The 21,022-nt window shown below is 66.5% G+C and carries 1 protein-coding gene; it reads left to right on the top strand.

Annotated features, from left to right (window positions below; all coding sequences use genetic code 11):
- Positions 1 to 21,022: CARDB domain-containing protein (locus AC1D29_RS29065; RefSeq protein ID WP_477904176.1), on the top strand; the 21,022-nt coding region annotated here is incomplete at both ends.

The following is a 21,022-nucleotide window of genomic DNA, read 5'->3' as shown; positions in this document are numbered from 1 at the left end:
TGGACCGTCCAGAACGTCGGCGTCGGCGCCGGCCGCTCGGTCGGCTGGACCGATCGCATCGTCTACAGCACCAACGCCATCCTGGGCGACGGCGACGACATCGTGCTGGGCAACGTCGCCCACGACGGCGCGCTGGCCGCGGGCGCCAGCTACACCGGTCATCTGGACTACAGCTTCGGCCCGGCCTTCAGCCGCCACGGCACGATCTTCGTAAAGTCGGACGCCACCGGCGCCGTCTGGGAGAACGGCAGCGAGGCCAACAACATCAAGACCGCCGGGCACACCACCGACGTGATGCCCATGGCCTATGCCGACATGCGTGTCGAATCGGTCATCACCCCCACCACGGCCTACAGCGGCCGTGACCTGACCGTGCAGTGGACTGTCGCCAACCGCGGCATCGGCATCACCAACGTCACCAGCTGGACGGACAGCGTCTGGCTGAGCCGCAACGCCGATGGCAGCGGCCAGCGCTTCGAACTCGGCACGGCGGGTCATCTCGGCCAGATGGCCGTGGGCGACACCTACAACCGCAGCATCAACGTGCGCCTGCCCGATGGCATCTCGGGCGACTGGTACCTGAACGTCGCGACCGCCGTCTACAACAGCGTCTACGAGTTCATCTACACGGACAACAACGTCGGCCATTCGCTGACCGTGCCGGTCACGCTGAGCGAATCGCCCGACCTCGTCGTCGAGAGCCTCGACGCGCCCGCGACGGCACAGGAGGGTGCGCTGGTCGACGTCAGCTGGACGGTCTTGAACCAGGGCCTGGCGCGCGCCGCCGGCCAGTGGCAGGACACCGTGCTGCTGCTGGCGCCCAACGGCACGACCGTCGTGCTGGGCACCTACACCTACGACCGCGGCCTGGACGCCGGCCTGCGCTATTCGCGCACCGAGCAGGTCCGCCTGCCCAGCAAGATCGAAGGCGGCTACCGCCTGCGCGTGACGACCAACAGCCTGCTGGGCAGCAACGGCCAGCCGCAGGTCTACGAGTACGGCACGGCGCGCGACAACAACACGACGACCGACACCGATGCGATCGCCGTCCGCCTGAACAACCGGCCGGACCTGCGCGTCACCGACATCCAGGCGCCCGCCGACGTGACCGCCGGCACCACCGCCGGCCTGAAGTTCACCGTGGCCAACACCGGCACGGAAGCCACGTCCGGCCAGTGGCAGGACTATGTCTACCTGTCGCTGGACGGCAATGTCAGCGGCGACGACCTGCTGCTGGCCCGTGTGGACAGCGCCTCGGCGCTGAGCCCGGGCGGCGATCCGTACACGACGACCGTCAGCGGCATCGACATCCCCATCCGCTACCGCGGTGACGTCTACCTCATCGTGGTGGCCGACGGTGCCAACCGCATCGACGAGCACCCGAACGAAGCCAACAACACCCGCGCCCAGCGCATCCACGTCAACGCGATCCCGTTCGCCGACCTGGTGACCAGCGACGTGGTCGCGCCGGACCAGGCCGTGCACGGCGCCGCCGTCCAGGTCGACTACAAAGTCACCAACAAGGGCTCGGCCATCACCCGCGGCGACGCGGCAACGACCAACAGCTGGACCGACACCGTCTGGCTGACGGTCGACAAGACGCGACCGAACCCGAGCAAGGGCGACATCCGCATCGGCCAGGTCACGCACACCGGCCACCTGGCCGTCGGCGAGAGCTACCAAGGCTCGATCAGCGCGCAAATTCCTGACGAGCTGAAGAGCGGCAACTACTTCATCACCGTCTGGAGCGACACCTACGACGCGATCCTGGAGGACACGCTCTCCAACAACATCAACCCCGACGACCCGACGCAGGTCGACAACAACAACTACAAGGCCCGGGCCATCTCGGTGCTGGGCATCACGCCGCCCGACCTGGTCGTCACCAGCGTCAGCGCGCCGGCCACGGCGCAGGCTGCCGGCGACTACAGCTTCAGCTACACGGTCAAGAACCGCGGCGATGCCTTCGGCGGCAGCTGGACCGACAAGGTCTGGCTGATGGACAACCCGGACCCGACCAAGGCCAGGGTCTACTGGCTGCTCGGCGAGTTCAAGCAGCAGCGCGGCCTGGGCAACGGCGAGACCTACAGCGTCAGTCAGACGGTCGCCCTCGCGCCGTCGATCAGCGGTGGCTACCTGGTCGTGCAGACCGATGCCGGCTACAGCTACACCGCCCGCAACGACGTGACGGAAGTCGACGAGACCAACAACGTCAACCGCGTCGCATCCAACGTGAGCAACGCGCCGGCCGACCTGCGCGTCACCAGCGTGACCACGCTGCACACCAACTACTCCGGTGAAGAGACCACGGTCACCTGGACCGTGCAGAACTTCGGCGCCGCGGTGTGGACCGGCACCAAGGGCTGGCTGGACAACGTCTGGATCAGCCCCGACCCGACCTTCATCCCGTCGCGCGCCACGCAGCTGGCCTCGGTCGTGCGCAGCAACACAACGACGCTGGGTTCGGGCGAAAGCTACACCGCCAGCGCGGTCGTCAAGCTGCCGGTCGGCGCGGAAGGGCCGTACTACGTCTACGTCATCACCGACGCCTACCACTACGCCGGCCTGAGCCCCTTCTTCGGTGCCTACGACTGGATGTACCGGGCGCAGGACGAGATGCTGACGCCCAATCCCACGGACGCGAACAGCTACAGCCGCGACGTCGTCTACCCGTCCTCCGTGTTCGAAGGCACGAACGGTTTCAACAACCTGGGCCAGGGCACGCTGAACGTCATCTACCAGGAGCCCGACCTGCAGATCGACTCGATCCGGGTCGACAACACCAACCCCGGTTCCGGCGACACCATCACGGCGACGTGGACGGTCACCAACCGCGGCACCCGCGAGACCCGCGTGGCGGGCTGGATGGACGGTGTCTACCTGTCGCGCGACGGCACGCTGGATGCCAGCGACTACGCCCTCGTGGACCGCGGCCGCGACCTGGAGCGCCTGCTGCACGTCAGCCAGGTCGACCTGACGACCGACCCCGTCGAGCCGCGCCGCACGCTCAAGCCCGGCGAGAGCTACACGCAGACGGCCACCTTCGCGCTGCCCACGTCCATCAGCGGTGACTTCCAGCTCATCGTCAAGACCGACACCGGCGTCTTCCAGGGCTACGACCGCAGCGGCGTGCCGAGCAGCATCCGCGCGGGTCTCCCCACCATCGGCGACAGCGGCAGCAACGGCGTGCCCGAATTCAAGGACGAGGCCAACAACACCGCCAAGATCGCGCTGCCCATCTCGCTGGCCACGCCGCCGGACCTGCAGGTCACGGTCGTCACGGTGCCCGACGCCGTCATCGCAGGCCAGAACTTCACGGTCGCCTACAGGGTCGACAACCTCGGCGGCAAGACCCCGACCGACCAAGGCAACTGGTACGACATGGTCTACCTGTCCAAGGACCGCTTCCTGGATCTGAACAAGGACCGCTACCTCGGCTACGTGCAGCACAGCGGCGGCCTCACCGCCGGCGGCAGCTACACCGGCTCGCTGACCTACACCGCGCCGCGCGACCTGGAAGGGCCTTACTACGTGTTCGTGGTGACCGACCCGGCCCGCATCTGGAGCAGCGGCGAAACCGGCCAGGTGCTGGAGTTCGGCAAGGACGACAACAACAGCGCCGCGGCCATCCAGCCGATGCGCATCGAGACGCCGCCACCGGCGGACCTCGTCGTCACCAACGTCGTCGTGCCGTCGAGTGCCAAGGTCGGTGACGAAGTCGAGATCACGTTCACCGTCCAGAACACGTCCATCAACCCGGCCTACGGCCGCTGGACGGATGCGCTGTACCTGTCCGCCGACAACGCCTGGGACCTCAACGACATCCAGCTCGGCAAGGTCGCCCACGTCGGCGACCTGAACCAGGACGGCACCTACACCGCCACGCTGAAGGCCAAGCTGCCCGCGCTGAAGGACGGCAGCTGGCGCGTCATCGTGCGCCCGGACCTCTACAACGAGGTCTTCGAAGGCAAAATCACCTACACCGAGACCGGCCTGAACCTGCCGGCCGGCGAGGCCAACAACCGCGTGGCCTCCGGCGCGGCCCTGCGCGTCGAGGTCCCCAGCCTGACCGTGGGGCAGACGCTGTCCACGGCGCTGACGACCGGCCAGACGCAGATCTACAAGGTCAGCGTGGCCGCCGGCGAGACGCTGCGCGTGCTGCTGGACTCGACGGCCGCCACCGGCGCCAACGAGGTCTTCGTGCGCTGGAACGAGGTGCCCACGGGCAGCGCGTTCGACGTGGCCTACAGCAACCCCGTCTCGCCCGACCAGACGCTGCTGGTGCCCACCACCAAGGCTGGTGACTACTACATCCTGGTGCGCTCACGCGAGGACAGCTCGTCCACGCAGGTACCGCAGGCCGTGCCAGTCACGCTGCGTGCGGACCTGCTGCCGCTGTCCATCACCAAGGTCACGCCGGACCAGGGCGGCGTCGGCGACGACGACCACCGCTGGGTCACCATGGACATTGAGGGGGCCCGCTTCGCGGCGGGCGCCCTGGTCAAGCTGGCACGCCCGGGAGAGTTCGAGATCGAACCTGAGCGCTGGCAAGTGCTGGACGCGACCCACATCCGCGCCATCTTCGACCTGCGCCACGTGCCCATGGGGCTGTTCGACGTCGTCGTCACCAACCCCGACGGCTCGCGCGTCGTCGAGCCCTACCGCTACCTGGTCGAACGCATGATCGAGGTCGACGCCGCCATCGGCATCGGCGGCCCGCGCAACATCGAGCCGGGCGACGCCGCCACCTACAGCGTCAGCCTGCAAAGCGTCACCAACGTCGACACGCCCTACATCCGCTTCGACCTGGGCGCGAGCGACATGGGCAACAGCAAGGACGTGCTGGAAGGCCTGAACCTGCCCTACGTGGTGTTCGGCACCAACGTCGGCGGCAGGCCCGACGGCGCCATTGCCGCCGGCAACGGCAACAACCAGGCCTACGGCACCACGCCCACCACCGGCGTGCGCGCCGACGTGCCCTGGGCCTCGCTGGACGGCATGACCAACACCAGCGGCTGGAACCTCGCACCCGGCTACGTGTTCGACCTGGCCGCCAACGGCTTCGCCGGCGCCACCTTCAAGGTGCAGACCTTCCCCGGCCTGCAGGAATGGATCAACTACGACTTCGAAGGCCTGCGCGACAAGCTCTACGCGCTGCGCCCGGACTGGAAGGCTTCCGGCATCCTCGATGAAGGCGTGACCGGCCTGGACAAGATCTCCCAGGGCCTGACCAAGAAGTTCCTCGCCAAGGAAGGCCACATCACCGAAGAGGAAGGCATGGCCATGTCCTTCCGCTTCGACACGCTGGCCAGCGTGACGACGCTGACGCGCGCCGAGTTCGTCGCCGAGCAGACGGCGCACGCCAAGCGCCTGCGCACGGCCATCCTGGCCGACACGACCGCGCCGAGCACGCTGGCCGTGCTGGCCGCCGACGAGGCCCAGTGGGTCAAGGGCTGGCTGGGTGCGCTCGAAGTCGCCGGCCTGCTGCGCCCCGAAGGCCAGGCCCCGGCCATCCGCAACGACGCCTTGGTGCTGAGCCTGAACGCCACGCTGGCCACCGGCATCCTGCTGGCCAAGGGCGGCGAGAGCTACCGCACGCAGGCCGACCTGCTCGGCTTCTTCGCCAAGGTGCAGCAGTGGTACGGCGACACGGCCAAGTTCGCCGGTGACGTCAACGCCGCACATGCACCCGTCGAGTACAAGGAAGTTCGCGAACTCGCCGATGGCAGCTGGGTCGAGGTGCCGGTGCCCGTCGCGCCCAACGCGGCGGACTACGACCGGCACGCCGGCCAGTCCACCCACTTCATCAGCTTCGACGTCTTCGCCGGCAACCGCGCCGAGCTCGAGTACCTGCGCCGCATCGGCGTGCTGGACGCCGAGTTCCGCCCCATCGGCCCGCAGGCCTTGAACCTGACCAACTACCTGCAGCAGGCCGCCCAAGCGCAGGCCAATGCCGGCGCCACCATCAGCGTGCGCGGCCCGCAGGTGCTGCCCGCGGCGAACGGCTCGACCTATGTGCCGACCGACTACGCCCTGCCCTACACGCTGACCTTCAACAACCCGACGAATGCGCCCGTGGGAGAAGTCCGCCTGGTGACGGCCATCGACCCCGACCTGGACGCACGCAGCCTGCGCCTGGGCGACCTGAAGATCGGCGACATCAACATCCACGTGCCGGCCGGCCAGGCCGTCTTCCAGGGTGACTTCAACTTCAGCGGTGCCGCCGGCAAGGGCTATGTGCTGCGCGTCAGCGCGGGCATCGACGCCGAAGCCCGCGTGGCCACGTGGCTGCTCCAGGCCATCGACCCCGACACCGGTGAAGTGCTGCACGACGCCACGCGCGGCCTGCTCGCGCCCGACGCCAACGGCAAGACCGGCGGCGGCTTCGTCACCTACACCATCCGCGCCAGCGACACCGCCAAGACCGGTGCCAGCATCTCGGCAGCGGCCCGCGTGTTCTTCGACGCCACGCCGCCCATCGCCAGCGCGGCCATCAGCCACACGCTGGATGCCGACGCGCCGGTGACCACGCTGACCGTGACCAGCAACGGCAACAACGCCAGCGGCCAGCCCACGTTCAAGCTGAACTGGAAGGCCGCCGACGACGCCTCGGGCGTCAAGCACGTGACCGTCTACGTCGCCGAAGACGGCGGCGACTTCAAGATCTGGCAGAAGCAGGTGGCCGGCGCCGAGAGCACCGCCATCTTCACGGGCCAGGCCGGCAAGCACTACGAGTTCCTGGCCGTCGCGACTGACAACGCCGGCAACCGCGAAGCCGCCAGCGTCAGCAATGCCGTGCTGCCGGACGACGGCAGCCGCAACACCGCCCAGCAAGGCCTGGGCGTGACGGACAGCCTCGACACCAGCGCCGAACTGCCAGCCGCCGCACCGGACCGCAGCTACACCTCGAGCAGCCTGTTCACGCAAGCCGCGCAGCGCCTGCCCGGCTTCGTCATCACGCCGGCCCTCGGCGGCCTGGGCAGCGACCTGCAATCGGTGCTCGCGCCGCTGCAACTGCGTGGCTTCGCCAGCGGCTTCGGTAGCAGCCAGGGCGACATCGGTGCGCTCGCCATGGTCGAACTGGCCGATGGCTCGGTGCTCGCCAGCGCCGGCAGCGAGCGCAACGAAGTCTTCCGCTTTGGCAAGGACGGCGGCCGCTCGGTGCAGCCGCTGTTCACGACGACGGCCGCCATCATGGACATGGCCGTCGACGCCGTCGGCAACCTGTGGGTCATGACCGGCGCCGAGCTGATGATGATCGACGCCGCTTCGGGCGCCGTCATCAGCCGCACTCGTGCGCCGGCCGGCGAGCCGCTGACGCACGCGCTGGCCATCCAGCCCGGCACCGGCCTCATCTATGTGGCCAGCGGCAACGGCGTGGAGATCTTCGACCCGAAGGCCGAGGCGGCGCGCGCCTGGACCCACTTCAGCAACACCCGCGTCGGCGACCTGGCCTTCGGGCCTGACGCACGCCTGTGGGCCGTGCGCTGGACCGGCAGTGACGTGAAGGGCGCGCTGCCAGAAGCGACGACCGACATCATCAGCTTCCCGATGAGCGGCGCCACCAAGGGCCGTGCCGAGCTGGAGTACCGCCTCGCCGGCCTGGTCGACAGCATCACCTTCGGCAAGGCGGGCACGGGCCTCGCCGGCCTGCTGCTGGCCAGCAGCAACACGCCGCAGCGCCCGACCGCCAGCGACGGCAGCAGCACCGTGGCACACAGCAGCGCCGTCTGGGCGGTGGAGTTGTCCAGCCGCCGCGCGCTGAAGCTCGCCGACGGCGGCACGCGCGGCGAGAGCATCGTCGCGACCGCCGACGGCCGCATCCTCGTCGCCGAGACCCACCGCATCGACGAGCTCGCGCCCGTCAAGGCACCCACCGTCGTGTCGGCCAGCATCGCCGACGGCGCGCTGATCCCGCTGCCGCTGACGCAACTCGCCATCAGCTTCGACCAGGCCATGTGGACCGGTGCCGACGGTGCCGATGCCACCAGTCCGTCCTCGGTGCTGAACCCGGCGAACTACCGCCTCGTCGCCACCGGCGTGAACAGCAACCTGACGCTGGCGCCGCAAGGCCTGCGCTGGGACGCCGCCAGCAAGAGCGTCATCGTGACGCTGCCCAACCTGCCTGCGGGCGGCTGGCGCCTGGAGGTGGCCGACACCCTGCGCAGCGCGCAGCAGGTGCAGCTGGTCACCGCCTGGAACCTCGTCTTCACGGCGGTCACCGACATCTCCAACCTGGTCCGCATCGACTTCGTCGACACGCGCGCCAACCGGCTCACCGGCACGATCAGCTACGACGTCGCCATCACCAACCTCGGCACCGACGACCTGCGCGGCCCGCTGATGCTGCTGCTCGACCCGGGCCGCTACTTCGGCGACGACATCCTGGGCGCGAGCCAAGGCGACGGTGCGCAGGCCAACCTGTGGGTGCTGGACCTGACCGCGGCACTGCAGAGCAAGCCGCTGAAGGCCGGCGAGACGCTGGCGCGCCAGACCGTCAAGGTGCGCGCGGCGTCCAGCTTCGGCACGTCGCCAGGCTCGGGCCAGCTGGTCAAGTTCAACCTGGGCCATGGCGTCTACGCCGTGCCCTACGACAACACGCCGCCCGAGCTGGGCCTGCTGGCCGCCGATGGCAGCGTGGACCTCGACGCCACCGCCCTGCCCCCGGCCCGTGCCGGCGAAAGCTGGTCCACCGGCCTGGCTGCGCTGGACACCGATGGCAGCCTGTTCTACTGGGAGATCGTCAGCGGCCCCGCGGGCCTGTCGATCATGCAGGACGCCTTCGTCGAAAGCAGCGCCAGCGGCTACGGCAACGAGGCCAAGCTGCACTGGACGCCCACCGCCACCGACCGCGCCGACAACGAAGTGCTGGTGCGCGTCATCGACAGCCGCGGCGGCGTGGCGCTGCGGCGCTTCACGCTGGACGTGGCCGGCGCCAACCACGTGCCCGTCATCGCCACGATCTCGGACCTGGAGCTCGCCGAAGGCCAGAGCCTGAAGCTGCCGCTGCTGGCCAGCGACCCGGATGGCGACAACGTCACGATCCTGGTGCGCAACCTGCCGGCCGGCGCCTTCTTCGACGCCGGGACCGGCCTGCTGAGCTGGACGCCGGGCTACGACCAGGCCGGCGAGTACAAGGACGTCACCCTCATCGCCAGCGACGGCAAGCATGAGGTGCGCTACCGCTTCAACCTGACGGTGACCCAGGGCTGGCCGGCCCCTGTCTTCCCGGCGCTCACCACCCAGGTGCTGCGAGAGGGCGACCGCTTCGGCCTGCAACTGCCTGGCAGCGTGCCGGGTGGCTTGAGCCAGGCCGACGGCAGCAGCGTCAAGCTGCAATGGGACGCCCCGCTGCTGCCCGGCGGCGCCACGCTGGATACCGACACCGGCTGGTTCGCCTGGACGCCGGGCTATGCCCAGGCCGGGCAGCTGACCCTGCCCATCACGCTGACCGCCTTCTTCACGGCGCCGGACGGCACCGTCACCACCACCTCGGTCCAACGCGAACTCAAGCTGGACATCGTCAACACCAACGGCGCGCCCGTCTTCGCGCCGGTGGAAACCTGGGGCGTGCTGGAAGGCCAGCCGCTGCGCATCAGCGTGTTCGCCTTCGACCCGGACAACCCGAACTTCGAGCCCAAGCTCCGCCTGAACCCCGGCAGCCCGGCGCTCGACGGCAGCGGCACGGCCAGCGTCAGCTACGCCGTCACCGGCCTGCCGGCCGGCGCGACGTTCGACGCCGACACGCTGGAAATCCTGTGGACGCCCGGCTACGCCCAGGCCGGCACCTACTACGTGACCGTCACGGCCACCGACGACGGCAACGGCACCGGCCAGCCGCAGGTCAGCCAGATCGTGCTGCCCCTCGTCGTCAGCAACGCCAACCGCTCGCCCGAGTTCCGCGACATCGCCAACGCCTTCGTCGACCGCGGCGCGGTGCTGGAGATCCCGGTCGAGGCCGTCGACCCCGACGGCAACCCGCTGCTGCTGACCTTCCAGGGCCTGCCGAGCTTCGCGACCTACACGCAGACGCTGAGCGAGAACGGCCGCCTGACCGGCGTGATCCGCTTCGCGCCCGGCGCCAACCAACGCGGCGACTACACGATCACGGTCGTCGTGCAGGACGACGGCGACGGCGACGAGAACCAGGCGCTGGCCGCCGGCAAGAGCTTCGTGCTCACGGTGCGCAGCCCCAGCGAGGCGCCCGTCATCACGCTGCCCAGCCGCGTCGTGGCCGTGGCCGGCACCGAGCTGCGCCTGCCCATCCTCGTGTCCGACCTGGACCAGGACGCACTGAACTACGCCGCCACCAACCTGCCGGCCGGCGCACGCATCGAGACCGATCCGCGCTACGGCCACGCCACGCTGGTGTGGACGCCGCCCGTCGGCACCACCGGCGACTTCGACATCAGCCTGGCCGTCACGGACTCGGGCCTGCCGCCGGCCGACGCCGGCTACGTGATCGACCCCAACAACCCGCCGGCCCCTAACGTCTCCGTCAAGGACCTGCGCATCGTCGTGCGTGCCAGCAATGCGGCACCGACGCTGTTCGCCGTCGCCGCCACCGGCGGCGCGATCCAGGGCGACCCGCTCGCCGGCAACCGCACCGTCGTCAAGGTCGACGAAGGTGCGCCGCTGACGCTGGACCTCGCCGGCATCGACACCGACCTCGACCTGCTGGACTGGACCGTGGAAGGCCTGCCCAGCGGCATGCAGCTCACGCCCAGCGCCGGCAGCGGCGGCCAGACGCGCCTGCAACTGCGCTGGACGCCCGGCTCGTTCGCCGCGCAGAGCGACAACCAGAACGGCGTGGCCCCGGGCCACTACCTGCTGAAGCTGAAAGCCAGCGACGGCAGCGCCAGCTTCACGCGCGACGTCGAGATCGTCGTCGCCAACGTGAACCAGGCGCCCATGCTGCTGCCCCTGCCGCTGCAACTGGTGCCCGAAGGCCAGACGCTGAGCTTCAACCTCCGCGCCTACGACGGCGACAACGACGCCACGCGCTTTGCGCTGATCTACGACGCCAACACGCCCAGCGGCGTGGTGTTCGACCCCACCACCGGGTACTTCGAGTGGACGCCCGATGCCGACGTGGTCAACAACGCCACGGCCATCAACCGCGCTTTCACGTTCAACTTCAGCGCCACCGACGGCCAGGCCACGGTGACGCGCTCGGTGCAGGTGCGCGTGTTCGACGCCAACCGCCCGCCCGAGATCACGACAGCCAGCCACGCGCTGCTGGTCGGTCAGAGCTTCTCGCTGCCCATCGTCAAGGGCGCCAGTGCGCCCGCCGGTGCGCTGCGCGTGCTGGACACCGACGGCGCCACGCAGACCGCGGCGCTGAACATCAGCTTCCAGGGCCTGCCCGAAGGCGCCGTCTACGACGCGGCGAACGGCCGCCTGAACTGGACGCCCGGCCCCGGCCAGATCGGTGACTTCACCGTGCCGGCCACGGTCAGCGACGGCAAGAACACCGCCACCAGCAGCTTCGTGCTGCGCGTGGTGGCCGAGGCCGACGCGAACGCACCCAAGCTGCTCGTCAACCTGACGCCCAGCACGCCCGTGCTGCCCGGCCAGGTCGTGCTCGCCACCGTGCGCGCCGACGCCTTCAGCCCCATCGCCAGCATCACCGTGATGGCGCGTGGCGCGGCGATCGGAACAGGAACGGGCCAGGCGGACTGGACGCCCGTGACGCTCGACGGCCTCGGCCGCGTGCGCATCACGCCCACTGCGCCCGGCCTCATCGAGCTGCGCGTCACGGCCATCGACGCCGACGGTTTCTCCGCCACGACGAAGCAGACCGTGCGCGTGCGCGACCCGCTGGACACCGCGGCGCCCCAGCTCGTCTTCAGCGGCGCGCTGGACACCGGCAACCTCGCACCCATCGTCGTCGGCAGCACCACCGCGCTGACCGCACGTATCGCCGACCTGCAGCTGATGGGCTACGTGCTCGAAGCCGCGCCTTCCAACGGCGACCGGGTGGATGAGTCCGCCTGGCGCACGCTGGCTCGCGCCGATGCGGCCGGGGCCGTCGTCAATGCCGACGTCACGCTGGCCACGCTGGATCCGTCCCGCTGGGCCAACGGCGTGTACCAACTGCGACTGCGCGGCTGGGACCTCGCCGGCCGCACGACCGAGATCACCACCCGCGTGCTGATCGACTCCGCCGCCAAGCAACTGGTGCAGGCGCAAGCCACCGACGCGGTCTTCCGCCTCGGCAACCACGACCTGGCACTGACCCGCAGCCTCGATGTGAACGGCGTGGGCGACCTCGGCAACTGGACGCTGCCGCTGCTCGACACCCGCCTGACCCACGACCAGGCCGGCAGCGATGCGCTCGGCGCCTCGGCCGCCTGGCTGACCGGCGCGCGCGTCTGGCTGCAAGTGCCGGCCAGCCTGTCCACGGCCAACGCCGCCACGCAGTACCTGAGCTTCGGCCTCGGCACCACCAGCCAGCCGCTGTCCACCGACCCGACGTCACCGCAGGTGCTGCGCCCGGCCTTCACCAGCAGCACCGCCGGCTGGACGCTGGCCGCACTGGATGCCGACCCGACCGTGCCGGTCGCATTGCAAGCCCAAGGCCAACGCCTGCTCGACCGCAGCACCGGCCTGCCCTGGCAGCCCAGCGGCTACGAGCTGACCGGCCCGGATGGCACGCGCTACCGCCTGGACGCCCAAGGCCAGGTGCAGAGCGTGCGCTTCGCCGACGGCCAGCAATGGCTGGTGTCCGACGCGGGCGTGGCTCTGGTCGGCAGCAGCGACCCGACCACCCGCGTCAGCTTCGAGCGTGACACGCAAGGCCGCATCGAGCGCGTGCTCGGCCGCCAGGCCGGCGGCAGCGATGCCGCCCTCGTCTACCGCTACGACGCCCAGGGCCGCCTGGCCCTGGCCCGCAGCCTGTTCGGCGCCACCGACCTGAACCAGTCCATCGGCTACCACGCCGACGGCTCGGTCATCAACGAAGCCATCACCGCGCAACTCGGCACGGCCGCCGGCTGGCTGGCCAGCGCTGCCGCGCCGACCAACACCTGGACCGGCAGCCTGACGGCGGGCACCCCCGCCCGCTTCAGCTTCGTCGTGCGCGACAGCGAACTGGCCAGCACGGTCAAGACGCCCGGCGCGAGCGGCGCCATCGTCCTCGCCGTCGAGACCACGGCGGGCACCAGTCTCGCCGTCGAAGGCGCCACGGTGCTGGGCCAGGCCAGCCAGGGCGGCAAGACCGTCACACTGATCCGCGTGACCGCGTCCGGCCTGAAGCTGCTGAGCCTCAGCGGCAGCGGTGCAGCCGACCTCAAGGTCAGCGTCGCCGGCGACCTGAACCGCGACGGCAAGGTGGATGGTGGCGACTCAGCCGCCTTCGCCGCCGCTGCGGTCGACCTGAACGGCGACGGTGCCGCCAACGACAGCGACCGCCAGGTCCTGTACGCCAACTACGGCTGGCGCGCCAACCTCGCCCCCGTCAACGTGGCCAGCAGCACCCCGGTGCTGACGCACGTGGACCTCGGCAAGACGCTGAGCCTGGAGGCGGCGGCGCTCGACATGGAAGGCGACCGCCTGTTCTGGCGCATCCTCGGCAGCCAGCACGGCCAGGCGCGACTCAGCGCCGACGGCCACAGCGTCGAGTTCCAACCCGACGCCGGCTACGCCGGCCTGGGCTCCATCACGCTGCAGGCCGACGACGGCTACGGCGCCAGCGCCCCGGTCACGCTGAACTTCAACGTCAGTGGTGCGAAGCTGCTGGCGCTGCACCTGCAGCCCATCGTGTCGCTGCTGACCGGCCAGGGCCTGGCCGTGCGGGTCACGGCGGACTTCGAAGATGAGCGCGGCGTGGCCATCACGGACGCGCGCTACCTCAAGCTCAGCGCGCTGGACCTGACGCCGCAGGGCCTGGTCATGGGCAATGCGGTCGACATCGACGATGCGCATGACCGCGTGCTGGCGCGCCAGGCGGGTCCGGCGCTGGTGCAGGTGGAAAGGCGAGACATCGATGGGCGCGTGGTGCGTGCCGTTTCCATGCTCAACGTGGCGCAGTCGATCAACCCGGTCTTCGATGAATACGGCGAAGACATGGGCGAGGCCCCCGAGCCGCTAGTCGTCGAGCCGGACGTCTATCCCGGCACCATCAGCCTGACCCCGGGCGGCACACGGCAGCTCAAGGTCAAGGTGGCCGACGTGGACACAGGCGAGACCCTGGATGTCCACGCTGCAATCGGCACGCGCTACGTGTCCAGCGACGACAGCGTCGCCACGGTCAGCGCAGACGGCCTGATCACTGCACGAAGCAATGGCCGCGTCACCATCAGCATCATCCATCTGGCGAGCAGCTACGACCTAGGTGGGCACATCACTTGGCAGGTGGTGGGTCAGCAGGACATGTGGGTCAGCGTGCAGACGGCGCAGATCGCCACTGCGGCAGGCATCGTTGTGCAGGCAGCCGAGGGCGGCATCGTGGCCGCGCCGACCGGAGAGACGGTGCTCATCGGTGCAGGCGCGCTTAAGGAGGACGTCGCAGTCAAGATCGAGCGCATCGACATCTCGACCATCGAACAAAGCCTTGGCCTGCCGCCGCCGGCGCCGGAGACGTTGCAGGCCATCGCTGCCTTCCGTCTGGACATCGGCAGCCAAAGTGCCAACGCCGCACTGCAGTTGGCAGTGCCCATGCAGGGCAACCCGCACTTCACGGCCGGGGAAGAAGTCCTCATGTTCCGCAAGGGTCAGGTGGAAACGCCCACCGGCATGGTGGACACCTGGTGGGTCGTGGACAACGCCTTCATTGGCGCTGACGGTGTCATTCGCACCGCGAGCCCGCCGTACCCCACGCTGGAAGACGGCGGCGAGTACCTGCTCTGCAAGAAGCTGCCCGGCATTCCGGCCAACGCGTTCGAGGCTGTGCCGGACATGGGGAACATCCTGTTGAGCATGGCAGGCATGACCTTCGGTTACGGCTTGCTCAAGGAAGCAGCCACCATCGAAATGATCATGATCGTTGCGGCGAGAGCGCGGCAAGCCTCCGCGCTGAAGTACCACTTCGGCAAGCCGCAGTTCGTCGATGTGCATTTCGACGAGGTCACCGTCGAAGGTCGCACCAAGACCGTGATGAGCCTCGCGCCGGCGCCTGAAGTCCAGACACCCTACGGCAACGTGGCAGCGCCAACCATCGACACGCTCAGCCAAGACGGCGAAGGCAACGTGACGATCACGACGGTTGCCCCGACGTCAGGCAACAACTTCCCCTCGGATCTCGTTGTCAGGGCCTATCTGCCCAGCGGGCAGTGGGTCGACTACCGTGCAGCCTTGGGCTCGGCAACGAGCATGACCGTCAGCGTCACGTCACCCGACATCGTCAACACCAGCTTGGGCAAAGGTGAGATCACCGCCCTCAGCCGAGCCTTGTCCAAAGCGCCGCTGGGCAAGATCCGTTGGCAGCTTGTCCGGCAAGTTCAGATATTCGATGTGGATGCACATGGACGTCGGGTCTATGGCGAGCCCATCGAAGTGCTGGGCAACGTCGGCCAGTTGGAACCCGTCCCCAACATGGCCGCCGTGCTCACCCGCACGGGCATCGAGTTCGTGCGTGAGACCAACGGCATCCGCGAGAACCTGGGGACCACCACGCTGCTTGATCACCTGGAATCCTTCAATCTCGAGCAGTATTTGACCGGCGGCAAGGTCCAGCCCATTGTTTACAGCAGCGACAACACGACGGTCTTTGTCGCCGGCAAGGGCATCGTCTGGCTTATCGACACGCTGACATACCGGGTGCTAGACAGCTGGCGCATGGATGGCTATTCCGTGCGGCCCATCGACGCTCCCAACATCTCCAGCTTGGCGGCAGTGGGCGATCTGCTCATCGTCGGCGAGGGCAACCGTTTCGGCGCGGCAGGTAGTGCGGCAGGCAACTACCGCCTGATAGCGATCAACACGTCAACGGATAGCGATCAATACGGCAAGCCAGTCACTCTAAGCATCGGCAGCAGCGTGCTGAGCGGCACGCCCTTCGGTGTCTCGGGCATGGCCGTTGGCCCGGATGGCCGTACGCTGGTGGTCGCCGCACCCACTCAAGCGAACTCCGTTGGCATGGGAGACCGCAACAAGCGCGGCAATGTCCTCGTCTTCGACCTCGACACTCTGGACCTTCGCACCGGCAAGATCGACGAACCGATCATCGCAACGCTTCCCAGCGACGGACTCTCCGGCAAATCACCCCAAGTCGTCACGGCAACGCGAGATGCCGATCGATTCCTCATTGGCGACGTCATGGACTACACCCGGGGGCTTGGGACGCTCACGATCACACGTGACGAAGAAACCAGGCAACTTAAGAGCGCCAAGCTGGAAGCCGTACGCATGGCGCAGTACGACAAGGACGTTGTCATCGACCGGCTTGACATCCAGCGCGCGCAGAGCGCGGTGCTGGTCGAGTTCGATGGCAACGAATACGCCATCGTCGCGGACGACAACTACAACTTCCGTGACCCCCTCTACAACGCCCAATTCGCGGTGCCCAACTTCGTATTCACGCCAAAGGGCTTCCCGCTGGCGGTAGGTGGCAGCGTGGACGCAAAGAAGGTGGCCGTTGGCGGCAAGCTGGGCATCGTCAAGGATCCCTTTGGCCTTAAGGGTGAACCCAAGTACATGGGTGCCACCTTGCCATTGGACGGCTACGGCATCATCAATCTGAGCCTCTCCCCTGATCACAAAGTGCTGCTGGGCCAACTCCAAGGCGGCTTCAGCGCGCGTGACATGTGGTCACGCCAACTGGAGCACATGAGTGGGGCCTGGGATGTTCAGAAACTCATCGCGGCGGCCATTGCCCATCCGGAACAGGACCGGCTCAGGAAACATATCAAGCTGCCGGAAAAAGCCGAGCAACTGATCACCGATTCAAATGGAAATGCAGCCAAGGGCGTGCCGGCTGGAACGTATTTCGATGCAGATGCGCTTTGGGCCAATAAAATTGGCAATATGGGCGACGTTATTGAAGTCGACCTGATTGCCCTAGCACTCGATGCAATAGCACGTGAGCAAGGCTATGGTGCCGCCGCTGCCGGGGATCATCGAACTTTGCCAAATAGAGATCGGCTGGAGATGTCAGCGGCAGATCGCGCTCAATTCGACAGTAACCGACGACAACTAGAAGCTCTGCGAGGAGATATCAGCAATATAAATATTGATTCATTTAATATTGCAGATATAACACGCCAAAAAAGTCAAGTTCGAATGATCTCGATTGACAATACAGACAGTGGACGTTTCACACCTCTCTCCTACAATGCAGGCGGGCGAGTAGCCGATTACACAGCAACCGGAAAGATATTTTTCGTCCCCAATCTTTTGCCTGCAGATTTAACCAGTCTGCGTCGAGGCGATCGCCTTGAAGACAAATCGTCCACATTTACCCTGAGATTCAAGTGGGGCGACTATTGGAAAGCGGTCCAAGTAGAGATCAAAGCGAAAGATGCTATCCATGGAGCATCCTTCTTTGGCGATAGGCCTCTGGATAACCCTGGATACTCCCAAATCACGCTGAACTCACAAGTCACCGCCAATAGCGATTTAAACAATAGGCTTGATGCCTTCAGGCTTGAGCAGCGTCTTGCCTATTTGGGATTTCCCGCAATGGGCATGAACGAGGTTCAGCTACCCCCGCCGCCGCCAAACATATCCCAACCTTATCCGTTTAATTCACCTCAAGGCAATGTTTTGCAAAGCTTTGAGGTGAACGGAGTATTTGGTGACGCGGAAGCACACGCCGCTTACCTTTTCAATAAGGTAGTCCACTACGGCGCTGCTGGCTATGGTCGCTTTCTCGCCACCACGCCTGCACGGGATAGCAACCGTAATAAGGTTCCGGCTACAGGCGGCGCCAATTACTACACCACCATCACGCAAGCAGCTCAGCAGTTAGTCATCCGCAATGGAGTGGATATTACGAATTGGCTAAATGCCTACAATGCCCCTCACTGGATGGACTTGAACACCACCCCGGGGTGGAATGCAAGCCAAGATGGCAATCCTCCAGACACCAATATTGAACACTATGGCACGAGTTGGGCGCGCGACCTGATGGTTGCGCAAACCATCGTTGCACCGCAGGGGTTCGTTGCGACTCCGAGACCAAGAATGACAGGTGCAACCGATGCGAACCATGGCTATACGCCTTTTGGGCATGGCTCACATGATTTGGGAATGGCATTGGACGTCGGGATTTCTCATATGGTAGGTGACACCGCGCAAGGTACAGGACCTGCAACCGCTAGGCAGAGCGTCCAGGCAATAAGCCCGAACAATGGTCCAGGAGCGTGGACGAACAACCTGGCTGCCCAATTTATTGCAGTGCTCCTCAGCGATGCTGGCAATAGGCAAGATCAAGCGTTCTCCACATTCGCCCGGCTTTATGCGGCGACACTCACTACTGCAAACGGCGGCTCACGCGACAACCTATCCGCGTCACTCTTGCGCGAGAAAAATGCTGCTGATCAACTAACGACGTTGAATGCGCTCTTTGGCGGCGGTGCTCAAACGTCGAGCATTGTCAATGGCGTATTGATTGGGGGCACTGACCCGCTAAATACCTACGCAGACATGAGATATGCCCTTACCCACCTCGGTTTCGTAGCGGGCTATCCTACAAATGGCACACGCCCTACTGTTCAAAACGTCGACCCTCACAAGCATCATTTCCACGTATATCTTCAGCCACCGACACTGGAGCGTATTGCGCCGCCACGCCCTCCTGCCAACCTGACTGCCAGCACCGTTTCGCCTTCAATCGAACGACAAATAAATATTGACATGGCCAGTCTATGCCATGAGGCAGAGAATCCACACTCCGAAATAAAAATCAACGACAACAACAGCGCGGAAAAATACATAAGCCCATCGTCCGCCATAATGGCGGCTCTCAAATATAAATATGACGTGGAGCCGTCCGGCACGATTGAAGCGGTCGTTGCGAACCCTCCAGCGCACGGAAGCATTTTGGGAGACGTTTGGGTCAAGAATGGATCAGAGTTTCCATCTGCAAGCTTCCAACTTTTCACGTACTCTCCTGAGAAAGATTTCTACGGCACTGATCACGTGACATTTGAGGTCAAAGCCAACGATAAAACATTCCGTCTATCGTACAAAATCAACGTTATTTCGAAATCACAAGGCGGAGCCACCTGCGATACCGATAACGACGCAGCAGGCACCAACGACAGCTATAGCAATTCTGAATCCAAATGGGCTTTTGATCGCCTAGAGGAAATCGTCAGCTTCAGTTCTGAGACGGTAAGAAAGTGGTTGGGAAGTGGGCAGAGCCTATTGCTTTCAAAGCTACTCCAAATGGGAGCATTACGCGTTGGATCTTTAGAGAATGCAATTCTTGCGAGTACAAATTCGCAGGATTCAGGTGCCACTGTTACTGTCGATCCGAGAGCAGCCGGTCACGGCTGGTACCTCGATGCCACGCCGCTCGACAACGCCGACGACTTCCTCCCCACCGCCGACAAAACCATCTGGCGCGCCAAGGCCGGCAGCGCCGCCGACGGCAAGATGGATCTGCTCTCGGTGCTGCTGCACGAATACGGCCATGTGCTGGGTCTTGAGCACAGCGGCGATTCGTCCGACTTCATGGCGGCCACGCTGCAGCCGGGTGAGCGCCGCCTGCCGACCGAGGCCGAACTGGCCTGGATGGCTCAACGCATCGCTGAGCTGAAGGCTGCCTCCGATGGCGACTCACCGGCGGATCCGTCGTCGCCAACCCAACCCGGCCTGCCGGCGGGTGGCCGCACGACCTCAACCAACCGCGCCGCGCGCCGCAGCGCCAGCGACGGCAACACCGCGGCGCCGCAGTTCGCCACCGCCGTGAATGCGGCCCTGCTCAACGGCAGCTTCAGCACCTCCGGCGTGCCGAACGGCGCCGGCTGGACGACTCAAGGCGACGTCAGCTTCTCGGCCAACGGCGCCACGCTAGGTGAGACCGGCGGCCGTCAGGCACGCCTGCTGCAAGGCTTTGCCATCGGAGCGAACGACAAGCTGCTGAGCTTCACGCTTGCCGGTCCAGGCCTGCAGGCCAACGCCGGTGGCCCGGGCGATGCGTTCGAAGTGGCGCTGCTGGATGCCGACACCGGTCTGACCGTGGTCGGCTCGGTGGACCTCAATGGCTCCGACGCGCTGCTGAATCGCCAGACCGCCCGCAATGGCCTGGCTGCCGTCGAGCGCCTGGCGTCCAGCGTGCGCAAGCAGGCCAATACGGATGGCAGCGTGACCTACTTCGTCACGCTCGCGCCAGAACTGGCGGGCAAGTCGGTGCTGTTGAGCTTCGACCTGCTGGGCTTTGCCGCGGCTGACAGCCACATCACGGTGCGCGATGTCCGCACGCTGGCTGACGAACCGTCTGGCAACGTCGCCCCGACAGCCGCGAACGGCCAGGCCAGCGGCACCGAAGACCAGGCCCTGGCGCTGAGCTGGGCCAGCTTCGCCGTCGTCGATCCCGACAACCGGCCCGATCTGCTGCAGGTGGAGATCACCGCCCTGCCCGCCGACGGCGAACTGCAACGCCAACAGGCCGACGGCAGCTGGGCGGCGGTCGCCGTGGGCGAGCGCTTCAGCCAGGCTGACCTGGCCGCGCGCGGCCTGCGCTTTGTGCCGGCAGCCAACGCCACGGGCGGCGCCGGCTACTTCGGCTCCGGTGAAGGCAACCAGCGCGAGCACTACGCCCGCATCGGCTTCAAGGCCTTCGACGGCGAGCTCTACAGCCCCGCTGCCCGCCTCGTCATCGACATCGCCGCCGTGGCCGACACGCCGACCCTGGGCGTCACCGCGGGCAACACCGTCACCGGCCTGGAAGACGTGGCCTTGGCCCTGCACACCATCGTTGCCGGCCTCGTCGACAACGACGGCTCGGAGACGCTGGTGCTGACGCTGACCGGTCTGCCGGACGGCTTCACGCTGTCCGACGGCACGCGCAGCTTTGTGCCCTCCGCCACACAGCGCGTTGTCAACCTTGGCGGCTGGCAACTGGATGCGCTGAGGC

This window comes from Roseateles sp. P1_C6 (assembly GCF_056406315.1).
Note: the sequence above shows the minus strand (reverse complement) of the source record. Positions and strands in the feature narration are given on the sequence as shown.